A 19,093-nucleotide genomic window follows, 5' to 3' on the forward strand; every position below is an offset into this window, starting at 1 on the left:
GGTGGATAATTATGCAAATACTAATTAAATTTTTAACAGCTATTTTAAATTTTATATATTTTTTTATAAAACTTTTACCCGTTAGAGATAAAGTTGTTATGATTTCTAGACAGAGTAATGAACCATCTAGAGATTTTAAACTATTGAAAATCGCTTTGAATAAATTGAATCCAAATATTGAAGTTGTATTTCTATGCCATACTTTAGATGGCGGATTACATTCATCAATTCTAAATAAAATAAAATATGCTTTTCATATGTTGAAACAAATGAAAGAAATAGCAACAAGTAAAGTAGTTGTATTAGATACTTACTGTATTGTTGTATCGTTATTAAAACACAAAAAATCATTATGCATTATTCAAATGTGGCATTCAATTGGGACTATGAAAAAATTTGGGTATACTACGCTTGATACAGCTGAAGGAACTCAAAAAAGTATAGCTAAAATGATGAGGATGCATGAACAATATGATTATGTTTTAGCTAGTTCACCAGCTTATGTTAGTGATTTAGCTAAAGGTTTTAATTGCTCAAAAGAAATAGTTAAAATAATGCCATTACCTAGAGTAGATCTTTTAAAAGATAAAAATTTTAAAATTGAAAAACAGAAACAGATTTACCAAAAATATCCACAATTGAAAGAGAAAAAAGTAATATTATATGCACCAACTTTTAGAAAAGATGAGTCAGAAATGCAAAAAGCAGTAGAACAATTAAGTATATCTTTAAAGGATGATCAAATTTTAGTTCTAAAATTGCATCCTTTGTCTAAACTTAATATAGATAATTTGAAAGTTTTATTAACACCTGATTTTGATTCATTTGATATGCTATTTGTGGCTGATGCTTTGATTAGCGATTATTCTTGCATTATCTACGAGGCGGCATTATTAAATATTCCTTTATATTTCTATAATTTTGATATGTACAAGTATACTGGTGTAAGGGGATTGGCTATTGATTATGAGCATGAATTACCAGGTGTCATTAGTAAAGATCCTAAAAAATTAATAAATGCAATAGAGAACACGACTTATGATTTTGATAAATTAGATAAATTTTGCAAAAAATATGTGATTTATCACAAAAACGCAAGTAAAGATATTGCGGAGTTCATCATTAGTAATATGAAGATAAGAGGTGACGCCTGATGGGAAAAGTTAAAATAAAAGAAATGTCATGGCATAGTATTTATTTAACAATTAAATTTGAAGGTGAGGAAGTCAATGATTTTGATTATTATGTTACAGATTTGAAAAATGATTATAATTTAGGAAAAGCAGATAATAATCAATTAGTGATTAATATCGTTAATATAAATGATACAAAACTATTAGATAATGGTAAATGGTACTTTTATTATATGAAAAATGATAAAAAAAATATTTTATCAATAAACCCTAAATTTGGATATACCTTAGAAAATTTAGATAAAATATATCGATATGGAAGTGAATGTTATTCGTATATTATAAATTTTCAGATAGTAGATAAATCTATTTTAGAAAAAAAAATAAGCCAGCAAAATATAGTTGGTGATAAGTTCCTTATTAATGAAAATGATTTGATACTTTGCATGTTTACTACATACATGAAAAAAAATAAACATCCAGAAAAAAAAGATGTGATTTTGGAATCGAATTCATTAAAGCAAGGATTACGAAAAATCGTTTTTATAGTTACAAAATCAACAATAAGAAGTATTTACGCAATACTAAATAAAATAAGAAAAAAAGATGGGAAACATATTTTGTTTATGTCAGAAACTAGAGTGCCTATTGGCGGTAATTTAAAAGCGATAGACTCAAGAATAAAGGAACGAGGTCTAGATAAAGAATTCAAAATAAGTTATTCTTTTTCAAAAACATTACAGCAAAGTAAACTTAAAACTTTTTTTACATGGTCAAGATTATTATGGCTTATTGCAAAACAGGATTACATTTTTGTAGATGATTATGTTCCTATATTTAAAACAATAACTTTGTATAAAGATACAAAATTAATTCAGGTATGGCATGCTGGTGTTGGGTTTAAATCTGTTGGATATTCCAGATTTGGAAAAGCAGGATCACCGTTACCTAAAGATTCTTGCCATAGAAAATATGATTACGCATTAGTAGGAAGTAATGGCTTAATACCAGTTTATGAGGAAGTTTTTGGTATTCCAAGAAATCATTTTATTGCAACTGGACTACCTAGATTAGATGATTATTTAAATCAAAACAAAATCAGTGAATTTAAAAATCAATTTTATAAAGATTTTCCCGAATTATTAGGAAGAAAAATTATAATGTTTGCACCTACATATAGAGGAAATACACAAAAAGAAGCATACTATCCTTATGATAAAATCAATATGAATTTAGTTAAAGAACTATGTGAACATGAATATGCATTTATTTTCAAGATGCATCCTTTTATAACTGAAAAAATTGAAATTCCTAAAGAAAATAATAAATATATAAAAGATCTTTCAAATTATGGTGATATTAATGAAATGTTTTATGTAACAGATGTGTTGATTACAGATTTTTCAAGTAATATTTATGAATTTGCATTACAAAGAAAACCTATGATTTTTTATGCTTTCGATAAAGATTTCTATCAATTAACACGTGGTGTTCATAGAACTCTTGAACAGGCACCTGGAGTCGTTTGCGAAAGATTTGAAGAGGTGATTGAAGTAATTAAAAACAATAAATATGACATGAATAAATTAAATGATTTTTTAAATGAAAGCTTTAATGATCACAAAAGGTTATCAAGTGATATTGCAATAGATAAAATATTATTAAATAAGGAATAATAGTGAGGTGTGTATATAATGGATAAAACTGAAATTACAATTGTTATAACTCTAAAAAACGGTATAGAAGGCCTGCTTCAAACAATCAAAAGTATAAAATCGCAAAAGCATTGTAGTTATAATGTTTTAATAGTAGGGGAAGATATAAAAAAAGTTCAAGAATTAATTCAAATACCAAAAGATAATTTTTTGTTTTTAGAATATGAAGGGACCCCTGGTGAAGTATTAAATAAAGCAATTCAAATGGTCACTACTCAATATGTTATGTTTATGGAATCATATGATATCTTAAGCCCAAATTTTATAAATGAAAATTTAAAAGCATTGAAACAATATAAAGAAGCATCATTTTCAGTAACAAAGTCCTATTGTATAAATCCATTAATGACCAAGGATAAAATTCAGCATATTTTAAGTAAAAAATTCATTGAGGAATATGAAATATGCGACTTAACCAAAACATATGAGAGGTTAACTACTGCTTTAGATTCATCTGTTTTCAAAACAACAGAAATAAAAAGTATAAAATTCAAAGAAAATCTTCCTTTTGAATATGGTACAGATATGGTGATGAAACTCTTATTAAATAATGCTAAATATATTTCTGTTCCTAAAGCATTTTACAAATATTATGCACCAAGAGAAAATCAAGTTTTATATCATGTCCCATCCCATGATATAAAATGGTATCAAGAATCGATAAAAGATTATGTATTTGATCTTATAGAATACGCAAAAGAAAAAAAACAATGTTTACCAGCTTTTCTTCAAAATTATTTTGTTTACTATATAAATTGTAGAATGATGGCTAATAAAGATAATAGAAACAAAAAGGTTTTATTAGGTAAGTCGTTAGAAGAATATTTAATTTTAGTTCATCAATTATTTCTTGAAATAGATGATTATTATTTGTTAAATCAGGATGAATTGCCCTATATAACAAAAAATCCAGAGATTAGATGTATGTATCTGCGTATTAAATATGGTAAAGAGAATGTAAAATATAATTATTATGCATATGATAGTATCGAGGGCAGAGATATCGATATGCGATTTAAAGAGTTTTTAATTTCAACATTAAGTACTCACAGATTTACTATTAATGTAATGAATTATGTTAATGGGAAAATTTGGATAGATGGTTCTTTAATTAGTATTTTTCAGCATAGTGATGTTCAGTTTTATGCATTATTTAATGATAAAAAATATATAGTAGAAGATACCGATGCTTATTCTTTAACTAAATATTTTGGCGTTCCAGGCTATCGTAGATTGACTTATCATTTAGAAATACCTTTAGATGAAAACAAAAAAATGCAAAGGATAACTTTTTATGCAAAGATTCAAGGTGAAGAATTTCAAATGAAAATATCTTTTGCAAATCATTGGGCTAAATTATCTAAATCACCTAGGTATTCATATTGGAGATTTAATAAGTATCTATGTCACCATGCAAATAATGGTATTAATATAAAATTGGCAACTAAAACAAATGTTTTGAAGCGAGAAATTCAGTTTCAATTGAATTTGATTAGAAACCATAAGAAAAAAGATTTTAAAGCTTTGGGTTTTCGATGGTTATATTGGATTACACATCCATACTTCAAAAAACAAAAAATATGGTTAATGTTAGATAAGTTGTATAAGGGTGGAGATAGTTGTGAATATTTATATCGATACTGTGCAAATTTTGAAGATGGAATTACAAAATATTATTTGATTAATGAAAATACAATAGATTATAAAAATTTAGTAAAAGACGGTTATAAACCATTGAAAAATGGTAGTTTAAAGCATAAGCTGGTTTTCGTAAATGCTGATATTGTTTTGATAACAAATTCCCATTTATTCCCTTTTAATGGATATAATAAAGGAACTTCTAAATATATAAGAGGATTATGCAACTTTGGATCAATGTGTTTACAACATGGTTTATCTGTTCAAAAATGTGCAATTGCTCAAAGAAGGATTATTGATAATACGATGATGTATTTTTTAGCAAGTAAATTTGAATATGATAATTTATCTAAACATGCTTATGGTTATAAAGGTTTTGATATTTTGAAATTAACTGGTATAGGACGTTATGATGGCTTAAAAAATAATGATAAAAAACAAATTTTATTATCACCAACATGGAGAATGTATAATGCTCTTCCTGTCACAACTAGTGAAGGAGAGCAGAGAGGATATAATCCAGAATTTAAAAATTCACTATATTTTCATGTATATAATGATTTAATCAATAATGAAAAATTAATTGCATGTGCAAAAAAATATGGTTATAAAATTAAATTTCTTTTGCATCCTATTTTGAGTTCACAAAAAGATGATTTTACTCCAAATTCTGAACTTGAGGTAATTCCATCTGTAGGAGATTTAAGTTATGAAAAAATATTAACAGAATCAAGCTTAATGGTAACTGATTACTCTGGTGTGCAGTTTGATTTTGCATATATGAGAAAACCTATAGTTTATTTTCATCCTGAGGTATTACCTCCACATTATGATGATGGTATTTTCTTTTATGATTCAATGGGATTTGGGGAAATTTGTACGAAATCAGATCAATTAGTTGATGTTTTATGTGATTATATGAGAAAAGGATGTAATATGAAAGATATGTACAGAGAACGAGCAGATAATTTTTATGTGTATAATGATCATAATAATTGTGAAAGAATTTATAAGGAGATTATGAAATACCAAAAACAGGTTGATATTGATAAATTAAGAAAAAAATAAAGACATTTCAATTTGAAAAAGTTATAATAAAATAGGAAGGATTAGAAAAATCCGTAAGGAGTGAATAAATATGAATATAGCAATTATATTTGCAGGTGGCAGTGGTGTAAGAATGGGGGCAGGGATGCCTAAACAGTTTTTGGAAATTAATGGGAAGCCTATTATCATACATACATTAGATAATTTCCAAAATAGCCCAGCAATTGATAAAATTTATATAGCTTGCAAAGCAGACTATATGGAAACTTTAAAAAATTTAACCAATAGATTTGCAATTACAAAAGTCGCTAAAATAGTAGAAGGTGGAGTAACAGGGCAGGATTCTATTTTTCACGCTTTAAAAGCAGCGTATAATGAGAATCCTAAAGACTCTATTGTCTTAATACATGACGGAGTTAGACCTTTTGTTAGTGAAGAGGTTATAGAAAAGAATATTGAAAGTGTAAAAAAATATGGTAGTGCAATTACGTGTACTGCATTCTTTGAAACACCTATTCTAAGTAAAGATGGACATCAAGTAGAAGAAATGCCATTAAAGAAAGAAACCTTTACTGCACAAGCCCCTCAAAGTTTTTATTTAGGAGAAATTGTAAGTGCACATGAAGAAATGAGAAAAATTAATCCTGAATATATAGACATCGCTGATTCATGTAATCTATATAAAAATCTAGGTAAACAAGTTTATATCGTTCAAGGAAATAGAGGAAATATAAAAGTTACTACACCTGAAGATTTTTATGTGTTAAGGGCATTATTGCAGTATAAAGAAAATGAACAAATTTTAGGTTTAAAATAGGAGGTAACTATGAATTGTATTTTAAAAGAAGATTTACAAAGAATCGTAAAACAAAATATTAATTGGAATGCTCTAAAAAATAAAAGTGTAATGGTTACAGGTGCAAGTGGCATGGTTGGTTCATATTTTGTTAGAACTTTATTAGAGTTAAATGAATCAATGAATATGGGTATTAAAGTAATTGGAGTCGTACGAAATGTGAAAAAAGTGGCTGAGGATATAAAAGATAATGCGTATGTCGAACTATTATCGCACGATGTTACAAAACCATTTAATTATGATGGGAACGTGGACTATATTATACATGCTGCAAGTCCTGCTAGCCCTAGCATTATGAAAGATGATCCTGTAGGTACAGTTGCTGCAAATACATTAGGAGCATTTTATACATTACAATTGGCTCATGAAAAAAAATCAGAAGGTTATATGTTCATATCATCTCGTGAAATTTATGGACAACCATATCCTGGACAAGAATTTTTTGATGAAAACAGTTATGGTTTTGTAAATCCGTTAGATCCAAGATCTTGTTATCCAGAAGGAAAGAAAGCAGCTGAAACTATGTGTTCAAGTTTTAAATCACAGTATGGACTAAATACTAAAATTGCGCGATTAGCTCATACATATGGTCCTGGGATGTCGATTTATGATGGCCGTGTTCAGGCAGACTTTTTAAAAAATGTTTTGTTTAATGAAAATATTGTATTAAAAAGTGAGGGAACAAGTGTACGTACATATACCTATATTGCTGATGCTATTGCTGGAATGTTTTATGTTTTATTGAACAGTGATGACATGGTATATAATATTGGCGATGAAAATGGCAAAGTTTCTATTAAGGAACTCGCAGAATTATTAGTTAAGATAACTCCAGAAAAGAAATTGAAATTGATTTTTGATATACCAAAAGAAAAAAATAATGGCTGTGCTCCTTTTACTGGAGGAATACTTAGTAGCGCAAAATTAAGAAAGTTAGGATGGAATCCGAATAATACATTGGAAGAAGGCTTTTTAAGAACTATACATTATTTAGAAATTGAGAAAGAAAAAGGTTGTTTATAGATTTAAAAAAGTATCATGAAGCCAAACATATGACTAATGATACTTTTTATTTATATTATCAATTAAGATTTCTTAAGTAGACATACGTTATATATATGATATATACTAAAAATGGCTTTGAAATTAAGCAGATATTAAAAAAAGATAAGGATTGGGGCATAAATATGGCATTTAATACGTTAACATTTTTATTGTTTTTTGTAGTGATTTTGATTTTATATTATATAGTACCATTAAAATATAGATGGATTTTTTTACTTCTTTCTAGCTATTTTTTCTACTTATATGCAAGTGTGAAATTTGCATTATTTATAATTATAACAACAATAAGTTCTTATATTGGAGCTATTATGATTGATAAAACACATGTTGAAGAAAGAAAAATCAAAGATATGGATTTAACTGCTGCTGAGAAGAAAATAGAAAAAGAAAAAATCAAGAAAAATAGGAAGTTCATTTTAATTTCTTTACTTGTTTTAAATTTTGGAATTTTAGTATTCTTAAAGTATTTTAACTTTTTTGCACAAAATTTAAATGTATTATTTGATTCTATTTCTTTGGCGAATAGAGTTCCTACTTTTAATCTGATCCTACCATTAGGGATATCATTTTATACTTTTCAGACAATGTCATATGTTATTGATGTTTATTGGGGAAAAGTGAATGCTGAAAGAAATTTAGGAAAAGTAGCTTTATTTGTGTCTTTTTTTCCTCAAATAATAGAAGGTCCAATTGGAAGATTTAAAGATTTAGCACCACAATTGTATAAACCTAATGCCAACTCAGAAAAAAATATTGTTTATGGTGTTCAATTAATGATGTGGGGATATTTTAAAAAAATGGTAATAGCTGATAGAGTAGCTGTAGTTGCAGATTTTGTTTTTGGAAATTATTTAAGCATCTCCGGTGTTGGTACAATAATTGGGATTTTCTTATATGCAATACAAGATTATACTGACTTTTCTGGATGTATAGATATAGCGCGAGGTTGTGCTCAAGCAATGGGAATTGAGATGGCAGAGAATTTCAAAAGACCATATTTTTCAAGGACGATTCCAGAGTTTTGGAGAAGATGGCATATGTCTTTAGGTGCTTGGATGAAAGATTATGTTTTTTATCCATTCTCATTGACAAAAGTTATGCGTAAATTAGGAAAAGCAACTAAAAAGAGATTTGGTAAATATTTAGGAAGAACACTTCCTGTTGCTATTGGAAATATTTTAGTATTCTTTTTGGTTGGAGTATGGCATGGGGCCAATTGGAATTATATAGTATGGGGGCTATTTTATGGCGTATTAATCGCAATAGCTAGTTTAATGAAACCTATATTTGATTGGTTAAATACGAAATTGAAAATTAAAACAAACTCAAAATTATTCATTGGTTTTCAAATCTTAAGAACTTTCTGGATAACATGTATTGGATGCATCATTTTTAGAGCTGAGAATTTGCATGCAGCATGGGATATATTTTTAAAATCTTTCCAAATAATTGATTTCCCTTTAAACATTAAAGCAGAATTATTAACCTTTGGATTAAATAAAGCAAATTACATAGTTTTATTAGCATCTTTGATCATTTTATTTATTATTGATGTTTTCCAAGAAAAGATGTTAATACGTGATTGGTTTAATAAAAGGAATTTGGTCTTTAAATTTTTTATTTACTTTATAGCATTTGCAGCCATTATTGCTTTAGGAATGTATGGACCTGGTATGAGCTCTAATCAATTTGTATATATGCAATTTTAGGAGGACTTTATGAAGAAAAGAAAATTAAGAAATTTAGCAGAAATTAGTATTATTGCCATTGCATTATTACTAGCTTTTACTAGTTGTGCTTTTGCGTTTGATAGACAATTGACACCAAATGAAGTTCGTGTCAAGAATTTTTATAAAGAAGAAAAAGATAGTTTAGATATGGTAGTTATTGGCTCCAGTTCTGTTTATACTTCATTCAGTTCTCCTTTAGCATGGAAGGAATATGGGTTTACTAGTTATGTTTTAGCTACTTCTGGAGCGCCTATGGGAATTATGAAATCAATGTTAATAGAAACAATGAAAACACAAAAACCTAAATTAATAGTTGTTGATATGAATGGAGTTATGTATAATGATAATTTAGAAACTAAAGAAGGCTCATTAAGATTATGGATTGATAATATGCCTTATTCTCAAAATAAAATAGATACTATTAATTATTTAGTTCCAAAGGATCAAAGAGATAGTTATATTAATCCAGTTCTTAAATATCATAATAACTGGGAAAAGTTGGGGTATTGTATAAAAATGTCTATACTAGAAACACGTTATTTTTTTGATAGGAATAATTTATCAGTAAGTGGTATGAGTGGTACTGCAAAAAAAGCTAATAGAAAAAATATTATAGATATCACTAATTATCATGAAACACAACCATTATTTAATGAATCTGGAAAGCATTTATATGATTTATTAGATTATTTAAAGGAAAATGAAATTAAGAATGTAGTTTTTGTTAATACTCCAAGATATTATGAAAAAAGAATGCTTGTTCAAAGAAGAGCATTAACACAAGCTAGTAAAGTTATTAGTCAATATGGCTATAAAGTATATGATTTGGATTATGATTTAGAAAAGATAGGACTAGATGTTCATGAAGATTTTTATGATCATAATCATGTAAATATATATGGTCAGCAGAAAGTTACACGTTATTTAGCCTCTCTATTTGATAAAGAATATCATTTGAGTGGAGATCATCATTCTGATAAAACAAAAGAAAAATGGAATATCGAATATAAAACATATTCTCGTATATTTAAATGGGTTGAAAATAAAATACAAAATAATGAAAATATAAAATATGATATTAGAAAATTTGAAGATATTATTTTTTCTGATGGGGAGGAGTAATTATGTTTAATATATTAACTTATTTAGAGAAGTCAGCAGCACAGTATCCAGATAAAATTGCTTTCGCAGATAAAGATAAAAGTATAACCTATGAAGAATTAGTAAAACGTTCTAAAGGGATTGGTTCTCAATTAGCAAAACAATTTTCACCAAGAACACCTATTCCAGTCTTTATGGAAAAAAGTGTGGATACTATCTCATTGTTCTTTGGAATAGTATATGCAGGATGTTTTTATGTTTTACTAGATACAAAACAACCTAAAACAAGATTAGATCATATATTAAATACATTAAATGTGAATACATTGATTACATCAACGGGTTATGATAGAGATTTAAAAAAGATAGAATTTGCTGGAAAAGTCATATATCTAGAAGAATTAGAAGAAGATAATGTAATAAATGAAAACTCCTTAATGAAAATCAAAGAACAGGCATTAGATACTGATCCACTGTATGGAATTTTTACTTCAGGTTCAACAGGCATTCCAAAAGGTGTAATTGTCGCTCATCGAAGTGTAATTGATTTCATTGATGTATTTACAGAAACCTTTGGAATTACGAGTGAAGATGTAATTGGAAATCAGGCACCTTGGGATTTTGATGTTTCTGTAAAAGATATTTATTCAACAATTGCCACAGGTGCAACCATGCAGATTATTCCTAAACAATTCTTCTCATTCCCAACAAAGTTGATTGATTTCCTTTGTGAACGTGAAGTGACTACAATTATTTGGGCAGTATCTGCTATATGTATTATCAGCACATTAAAAGGATTTGAATATAAGGTCCCTACAAAATTGAACAAAATAATGTTTTCCGGGGAAGTAATGCCTGTCAAACAATTAAATATTTGGAGAGAATACTTGCCTGATGCAATGTATGTTAATTTATATGGGCCAACAGAAATAACATGTAATTGTACCTATCACATCATCAAAGAAGATTATGAACCAGGGGATGTAATTCCTATTGGAAAACCTTTCCCAAATGAGCATGTGTTTTTATTAGACGATGAAAATAAAGAAGTTAAAGAACCTGGAAAAAAGGGTGAGCTTTGTGTTAGTGGAACTGCTGTTACATTAGGGTATTACAATAACTCAGAACAAACGCAAAAGGCATTTACACAAAATCCATTGAATCCTTATTATCTGGAAACAATATATCGTACTGGAGATTTAGCATATTACAATGAAAACGGCTTATTATGTTTTGCATCTAGGAAGGATTTCCAGATTAAACACATGGGACATCGCATAGAGTTGGGCGAAATCGAAGGTTCTATGGAAAGTATACATGAAATTAAAAGAGCATGTTGTATTTTTGAAAACAACAAAATCCATGCATTTTATGATGGAGCGATTGATAAAAAGGAAATTGTGCGAGGTTTGAAAAAGACATTGCCGGTATTTATGATACCTAATGTATTTATTCAAGTAGAACAGTTTCCAATTACAAAAAACGGGAAAATAGATCGTACAGAGTTAAAGAAAAAGATTGAAGGTGAAGATGTTGTACAGGCCTAATTATCAAGAAATAATGTCTACAACGAATACTCCAGCATATGTATTTGATATAGATGTATTGAAAGAAAGAATTCAAAAGATTAAAAATTTACTAGGAAAAAATGTGCATTTATGTTATGCTATGAAAGCCAATCCTTTTGTAGTAGGTAATATAAAAGATGCAATTGATCGCTATGAGGTTTGTTCTCCAGGAGAATTTAAAATCTGTGAAAGAGCAAAGGTTCCTATTGATAAAGTAGTTTTATCAGGTGTTTATAAAGAGGAAAATGATACAAAACGTATTGTGTCAACTTATAAAGATGCTATTGTTTATACTTGTGAATCAGTACGCCAGTTTCATTTGATTAATGAGGCGGCTATCACAAATCACATTTGTGTTCGCGTATTATTGCGTGTAACTACAGGCAATCAATTTGGTATTGATGAAGCAGAATTGTGTCAATTAGTGAAAGACAGAAATCAATATACAGGTGTAAGAATTATAGGTATTCAACATTTTTCTGGAACACAGAGAAAAAAACTTTCCAGATATCAGGAAGAATTAAAATATGCAGATGATTTACTTTCAAAATTAAAAGTAGAATATAGATATGAAGCAGAAGAATTGGAATTTGGTCCTGGATTTTATGTCGAATATTTTAAAGACGCAAAACCTTATGATGAAGAAGAACTGTTAAAAGGATTTAAAGAGCTTCTAAACAATATGAATTTCAAAGGACAAATTACTTTAGAGCTTGGCAGATTTATAGCAGCAACATGTGGATCATATTATACAAAAATCGTTGATATGAAGAAAAACAATGATATTATATGGTGTATTGTAAATGGTGGTATGCATCAAATAAATTATTTTGGTCAAATGATGGCAATGAAAATTCCTTATTATCGCCAATTAAAAGCTCAAGAAACAGGTAATGAAGAAGTTAAATGTAATATTTCAGGCTCATTATGTACAGTGAATGATAATATTGTGAAAAGTCTTCCACTGCATCACCCTGAAATTGGTGATATTATTGAATTTCAAAATACTGGAGCATATTGCATGTATGAAGGAATATCTTTATTCCTAAGCAGAGATCTTCCTAAAATTTATCTATACGATAAACAGGAAGGGTTAACACTTATGCGAGACACATTTGAAACAAATGTGTTGAACTATAAATCCATAGGAGGTAGATAGAAATGGAAAAATTATTAGAAATTTTAAATGAAGTAAACCCAGATGTTGATTATGAAAATTGCACAACATTGATTGATGATGGTTTATTAGATTCTTTTGCAATCTTGGAAATCGTATCTGAAATCAATGATGAATTTGATGTAGAAGTATCTGCACCAGACATTGTGCCAGAAAACTTCAATTCCGCAAAAGCACTTTGGGAAATGATTCAACGTTTACAGGGATAAGCGTAAATCTAGCACAGAATTTAAATAATCTGTGCTTTTTTCTTACAAATTTTTGGAACCGCTTGCTTATTGTTGACATAACATAAACTGGCATAAAATCTAAAAAAATGTCTATAATTTCACTTGGAATATACCGAAATACGTTTGTAATTACAAGCTAAATATTGTAAAATGAAACGTGAGGTTGAGAGGAGTAGTTAAAATGAACGAATTCAAAAACCAAAGAGAATTCAAAGAGGAATTCAAGAGAAGAATCATCGAACGCTACGGCCGTTCTATCGAACAGGCGCACATCACTGAAAAATATATGATTCTAGGCGAAATGGTACGAGATTATGCCAGCTTCCACTCTAAGGAAACAAAAGATGTTATATCTGATAAGGGCGAAAAACAGATGTACTATTTCTCTATGGAATTCTTAATGGGGAGATTGTTGACAAACAACTTGATGAACTTAGGAATCTATGACATCGTAAAAGAAGGTCTAGAAGATCTAGGAATCGATTTAAACGAATTAGAAGATTTAGAAAGCGATGCAGGACTTGGAAATGGTGGTTTAGGCAGACTTGCTGCATGTTTCCTTGATTCACTAGCAAGCTTAAATCTTGCTGGTAATGGTAACTGTATTCGTTATGAATACGGGTTATTCAAACAGAAAATCGTAAACAACGAACAGGTCGAAGTACCTGATCAGTGGCTTTCTTTAGGAAATGTATGGGAAGTACGTAAACCAAAACATGCTGTTAATGTAAAATTTGGCGGTCATGTTGATATGTGGATGGGGGAAGATGGCAAAGCTATCGTTAACCATGTCCCAAGTTTGATTGTACGTGCAGTACCTTATGATGTTCCTATCGTAGGTTATGATACTAAAGTTACAAATACACTTCGTTTATGGAGTGCTGAAGTTGCAGATGATGCATGTGATGCTGCTAGCTTAAGCGAATATGTAAATGAAGTACGTGAAATCTGTAGAAATGTTTATCCAGATGATTCTACAGAACATGGAAAAATCTTACGTTTGAAACAGCAGTATTTCTTTGTATCAGCAGGACTTTATAACATTATCGATTCCCATCTGAAAAACTATCCAAATTTGGATAACTTTGCAGAAAAGAATGCAATTCAGTTAAATGATACACACCCTGTATTATGTATTCCTGAATTAATGCGTATTTTGATGGATGAATACAAATACGAATGGGATCAGGCATGGGATATTACAACAAAAACCATGGCCTACACAAACCACACCGTATTAAGTGAAGCCTTAGAAAAATGGCCAATTCAATATGTACAGGACTTATTGCCTCGTGTATATATGATTATTGAAGAAATTGATCGTCGTTTCAAATACTGGGTTTCTCATGATATGGGAAGAGCAGATTTAATGAATGAATGTTGTGTATTAAAAGATGGACAGGTACACATGGCTAACCTTGCTATCATTGGTTCACACAGTGTCAATGGTGTAGCTGCACTTCATACAGAAATCTTAATAAAAGATGTTATGAAGAACTTCTATGACATTTATCCAGCAAAATTCAACAATAAGACAAATAGTATTACACACCGTAGATGGTTAATTTATTCTAATCCACAGTTAACAAAGCTGCTAGAAAGAACAATCGGACCAGACTTCAAGAAAAATCCAGAACGTTTAATTGATTTGATGAATTATGTAGATGATGCAAGACTTCAAAAAGATTTCATGGAAGTGAAGATGGAACGTAAGAAGATTTTAGCAAAATATATCAAAGATACATTAGGTATTGAAGTTGATGTAAATTCTATCTTTGATGTACAGGCAAAACGTCTACATGCTTATAAACGTCAGTTGTTAAATGTGATGAATATTATTCACTTGTACTTCAAGATGAAATCTGATCCAAACTTTAGAATTTATCCAAGAACTTTTATCTTTGCCGCAAAAGCAGCTCCTTCTTATACATTTGCAAAAGAAGTAATCAAGCTAATTCATTGTGTTGCAGATAAAGTGAACAATGATTCTGACATTAATCCTTATATGAAAGTGGTATTTATTCCTAACTATGGTGTAAGTATTGCAGAAATCTTAATGAATGCTGCTGATGTTTCTGAACAGATATCTACTGCTGGTAAAGAAGCAAGTGGTACAGGAAACATGAAGTTTATGATGAATGGAGCATTGACACTTGGTACAATGGATGGTGCGAATGTTGAGATTGTGGAACGTGTTGGTTATGATAATGCAGAAATCTTCGGTTTACGTGCAGATGATGTAGCATTGATCAGACATGAAAACAGCTACAATGTTTGGGATAAATACAATAAAAATCCAGATATCCAGAAAATTGTAAATAGTTTTGTGGACAGTACTTTCTCAAATGATCCAAAAGACTTTAAACAGATTTATAACGAATTGATGTTCAAAAATGATGAATATTTATTATTGGCTGATTTTGAAGCATATGCACATGCACAGCGTAACATCGAAGAAAAATATAGAGATGAAGCAGCATGGGCTAGAGCTTGTTTGATTAATATCGCTCAGTCAGGTTTCTTCTCCAGTGATCGTACAATTAAACAATATGCTGATGAAATCTGGGATATTCATCCAATCAAGGTAAAATAGAGAAAAGATAGGGACGTTTTGTCTCTATTTTTTCTTGTCATATTCTAGGTTTTTAAGATACAATAGAGGAAAGAAAATAAGGGAGGTATTTTTGTGAAAGAAAGATTAATAAATTATATCGAAGAACATATGGATACGTATACATCTATTGTGAAACTTTTGTATGAACATCCAGAAGTAGGAAATGAAGAATTTCAGGCAATGGAGTTATTAAGTAATACGCTAAAAGAAAATGGATTTCAGACAGAAAAAGCATTTGTAGTTCCAACTGGTTTTATAGGAACTTATAAAAGCAATAAACCTGGACCAGTCATTGCCTTTATGTGTGAATATGATGCATTGCCAGAAGTAGGACATGGCTGTGGTCATAACCTGATTGCGGCAACTTCACTTGCAGCTGGCTGTGCTTTAAAAAGCATTATTGATGAAATTGGTGGAGAAATTCGTGTCATTGGTACACCTGCTGAAGAAAATTTTGGTGGAAAAGTATCCATGGCAAATGCTCATGTATTTGATGATGTAGATGCCGCAATGATGATTCATCCAGATACAAAAAATGGTTTAGGTGGAAGAACAGTAGCATTAAATCCATTGAAGTTTGAATTTTTTGGTGTAAATACGCATGGATGTTCTCCACAACATGGGAAAAGTGCACTGGATGCAGCTGTGTTAACATATAATGCAATCTCTATGATGCGCCAATATGTACTACCTAACACTTATATCCATGGCATTATTCGCAATGGTGGGGAAGCCGCAAATGTTATTCCTGCATATGCTTCTATGGAATATTATTTTAGAGGTGAAACCATGGCATATGTGAAAGAATTAAGCCAAAAGGCAATTCAATGTGTGGAAGGGGCTTGTGCAGCTACTGGCTGTACGTATAAAGTCAGTACTTATGAATGTCCTTATGATGATTGTATTATCAATTATACTTTGGCAGACGCTTTGAAAGAAGAATATGTAGCGCTTGGAAGAACACAGGTAGAACCAGTGGATGAAGTTCCTTGCGGTTCCAGTGATGTAGGAAGTGTCAGCTATTGTTGTCCAACATTACATGGATATATAAAAATTGCTGATGAAAATGTCAATGGTCATTCAAAAGAAATGGCTTGCGCAACAATATCAGAAGCAGGTACACAGGCATTAAGAGATGGGGCAATTGCATTATCTAATCTTGCTTGTCGATTGATCGTAGAAGATGGTTTGCTAGATCAAGCAAAAGCAGAATTCAAAAAAACAACCAGTAAATAGTAAAAATTTAAAAAAGTATCTTGTCATTTTATGTGATGAGATACTTTTTTTGGATATGAATTACAGTTTTTCCATTTTGTAAAAATAAAAAAATCAGAAAGAGATGGTCAAAATCATCAGAAATATATATATTACATAGTTGATTTACAAATTTAGGGCCTAAATTCAAAAATTGATTTCCTTTATTTCTAATTTTGATATAATGAGAATATACATGATGGAGGTGATGTCATGGGCAGAAGTAGTGGCGGTGGCGGCGGACACAGCAGCGGCGGTTTTGGCGGCGGACATTCTTCTGGCGGCTTTAGCGGCGGAGGAAGATCAAGTGGAAGCTTTGGTGGTGGACACAGCAGCAATTCAGGGTATCGTTCATCCTATCGTCCAAGATACCATAGAACATATTACTATGGCGGAGGACCAAGACCTCCAAGAGGACCATATCGTAGAACACCTTTGATTTCTTATGTTTTGGCAGCAATTATTGTTCTGGTAGTAGTGTTATTTGCATTCAAGGCTGACAGCAAGCCACAACAGAAGAATACTACAAAACGAGAACCATTAAGCGGTGTAGTATCGAAGAGTGATTGGTATATGGATGATATGGGCTGGGTTCATAATAAAAAAGTGATGATCGAAGGATTAGAGGATTTTTATGATGAAACAGGTGTACAGCCTTATGTTGCAATTATTCCATATAACAGTGATATGTGGAATGGAAATGATATCAATGCGAATAAAGCTGATCAATATTTAGAGAAACTATATTCTGATACATTCAAAGATGAAGGACATTTCGTATTTGCATATTTTGCTTGCAGGAATGATTCTCGAAGTGAAATGGATGGAAGTTTCCGATATTTAAGTGGTTATTCCGCAGATACAATCATGGACAATGAAGCAATTTCAATCTTTTGGGGTAATTTTGAAAAAAATTATAGAGATACTTCTCTTTCCATGGAAAAAATGATTTCTAAAACGTTCACCGATACAGCAAAAACAATTATGAGCAAGCCAACCAATGGTTGGGACTTTATGAAAGTAGCTGTTATCGCACTATGTATCATTGCAGTGATCGTGGCACTTGTGATGATTATTAGAATTAAAGCGAAACGTGCAAAAGAAAAAGAAGACTTCACAAAAGATATACTGGAAAAACCACTAGAAACTTTTGGAGAAGATACAAGTGATTTAGAAGAAAAATACAAAGATTAGGCGATAAACGGAAAATCCCATGTTTTCTGTTTACATATCCGTGATAAAAACACGTGAGGAAGGAGATTTATTATGGGAATTATAGCAAGATTTAAGGATATTATGACAGCCAATATCAATGCATTATTGGACAAATGTGAAGATCCATCAAAAATGATTGACGAATATATGCGTCAGGTTACAGAACAGTTAGCTGAAGTGAAAAAAGAAACAGCCAGTATTATGGCTGAAGAAAAACGTACAGCTCGTTTAGTAGAAGAAAACAAAGAACAGATTGCTAAGTATGATGGCTTAGCAAGAAAAGCTTTAACAGCTGGAAATGAAGGAGATGCAAAAGTATTCCTTGAAAAGAAACAGCAGTATGAAGCAAGTGGCGCTGATTTAGAAAAATCTTATGCAGTTGCACATGAAAATGCTGTAAAAATGCGTCAGATGCACGATAAACTAACAAATGATTTAAAATCATTAGAACAACGTAGAACAAATGTCAAAGCAAAAGTGGCAGTCGCAAAAACACAGGAAAAAATCAATAAAGTTACAGGATCTATGGATGCTGCCAGCGGTTCTATGCGTGCATTTGAAAGAATGGAAGAAAAAGCTGACCGTATGCTGGATGAAGCAAATGCAGTCGCAGAATTAAACGAAGAACCAGCGGATGCTGCTTCAGAATTAGAAGCTAAATATGCAGGAAGTTCAGCCTCTGTAGATGAAGCTTTAGAAAAAATGAAACAAGAAATGGGTCTGTAATATAAAAAATGCAGAAGCATGCGA

At 30.4% G+C, this 19,093-nt stretch carries 14 protein-coding genes; all 14 read left to right on the top strand.

Translation table 11 applies throughout. The features are described from left to right. Positions 1–11 precede the first annotated feature (11 nt). The 14 genes from DW761_RS03280 (at position 12) to DW761_RS03350 (ending at position 19,069) form a co-directional block, all read left to right on the top strand. Positions 12–1,154 (top strand): CDP-glycerol glycerophosphotransferase family protein, encoded by a 1,143-nt coding sequence (locus tag DW761_RS03280; RefSeq protein WP_117516409.1) that lies wholly within the window; start codon positions 12–14, stop codon positions 1,152–1,154. Continuing rightward, positions 1,154–2,809: a CDP-glycerol glycerophosphotransferase family protein gene (locus DW761_RS03285; protein WP_117516410.1), complete on the top strand. Its 1,656-nt coding sequence runs from the start codon at positions 1,154–1,156 to the stop codon at positions 2,807–2,809. The genes DW761_RS03280 and DW761_RS03285 overlap by 1 nt, the downstream gene beginning before the upstream one ends. Positions 2,810–2,827: 18 nt before the next feature. Then, positions 2,828–5,554 (top strand): CDP-glycerol glycerophosphotransferase family protein, encoded by a 2,727-nt coding sequence (locus DW761_RS03290; protein ID WP_117516411.1) that lies wholly within the window; start codon positions 2,828–2,830, stop codon positions 5,552–5,554. Between the two features lie 70 nt (positions 5,555–5,624). Next, on the top strand, positions 5,625–6,350 hold the full coding sequence (locus DW761_RS03295; RefSeq protein ID WP_117452992.1) for an IspD/TarI family cytidylyltransferase: 726 nt from the start codon (positions 5,625–5,627) through the stop codon (positions 6,348–6,350). A gap of 9 nt (positions 6,351–6,359) precedes the next feature. After that, the gene (locus tag DW761_RS03300) at positions 6,360–7,412 is read left to right on the top strand and encodes an NAD-dependent epimerase/dehydratase family protein (RefSeq protein WP_117452993.1); all 1,053 of its coding nucleotides are present in this window, start codon (positions 6,360–6,362) and stop codon (positions 7,410–7,412) included. A 95-nt stretch (positions 7,413–7,507) separates the two neighbouring features. Further along, the gene (locus DW761_RS03305; RefSeq protein WP_117452994.1) at positions 7,508–9,163 is read left to right on the top strand and encodes an MBOAT family O-acyltransferase; all 1,656 of its coding nucleotides are present in this window, start codon (positions 7,508–7,510) and stop codon (positions 9,161–9,163) included. Positions 9,164–9,172: 9 nt separating this feature from the next. Next, a complete protein-coding gene (locus DW761_RS03310; protein WP_117452995.1) occupies positions 9,173–10,306 on the top strand; it encodes a hypothetical protein in 1,134 nt (377 codons plus the stop codon). A 2-nt stretch (positions 10,307–10,308) separates the two neighbouring features. Beyond that, on the top strand, positions 10,309–11,832 hold the full coding sequence (locus DW761_RS03315; protein ID WP_199485582.1) for an amino acid adenylation domain-containing protein: 1,524 nt from the start codon (positions 10,309–10,311) through the stop codon (positions 11,830–11,832). Between the two features lie 58 nt (positions 11,833–11,890). Then, a complete protein-coding gene (locus DW761_RS03320; RefSeq protein WP_199485583.1) occupies positions 11,891–13,012 on the top strand; it encodes an alanine racemase in 1,122 nt (373 codons plus the stop codon). A 2-nt stretch (positions 13,013–13,014) separates the two neighbouring features. Beyond that, positions 13,015–13,239 (top strand): acyl carrier protein, encoded by a 225-nt coding sequence (locus DW761_RS03325; RefSeq protein ID WP_117452998.1) that lies wholly within the window; start codon positions 13,015–13,017, stop codon positions 13,237–13,239. A gap of 202 nt (positions 13,240–13,441) precedes the next feature. Continuing rightward, positions 13,442–15,853, top strand: coding sequence for a glycogen/starch/alpha-glucan phosphorylase (locus DW761_RS03330; protein ID WP_117516414.1), 2,412 nt, complete (start codon positions 13,442–13,444; stop codon positions 15,851–15,853). Positions 15,854–15,946: 93 nt separating this feature from the next. Further along, a complete protein-coding gene (locus DW761_RS03335; RefSeq protein ID WP_233513013.1) occupies positions 15,947–17,110 on the top strand; it encodes a M20 family metallopeptidase in 1,164 nt (387 codons plus the stop codon). Positions 17,111–17,341: 231 nt separating this feature from the next. Further along, complete coding sequence (locus DW761_RS03345) at positions 17,342–18,322, top strand: hypothetical protein (RefSeq protein WP_147323300.1); 981 nt, start codon at positions 17,342–17,344, stop codon at positions 18,320–18,322. 72 nt (positions 18,323–18,394) lie between these two features. Next, positions 18,395–19,069: a PspA/IM30 family protein gene (locus tag DW761_RS03350; protein WP_117453003.1), complete on the top strand. Its 675-nt coding sequence runs from the start codon at positions 18,395–18,397 to the stop codon at positions 19,067–19,069. Positions 19,070–19,093 lie beyond the last annotated feature (24 nt).

This window comes from Absiella sp. AM29-15, assembly GCF_003434225.1.
Taxonomy (GTDB): domain Bacteria; phylum Bacillota_I; class Bacilli_A; order Erysipelotrichales; family Erysipelotrichaceae; genus Hoskinsella; species Hoskinsella hominis.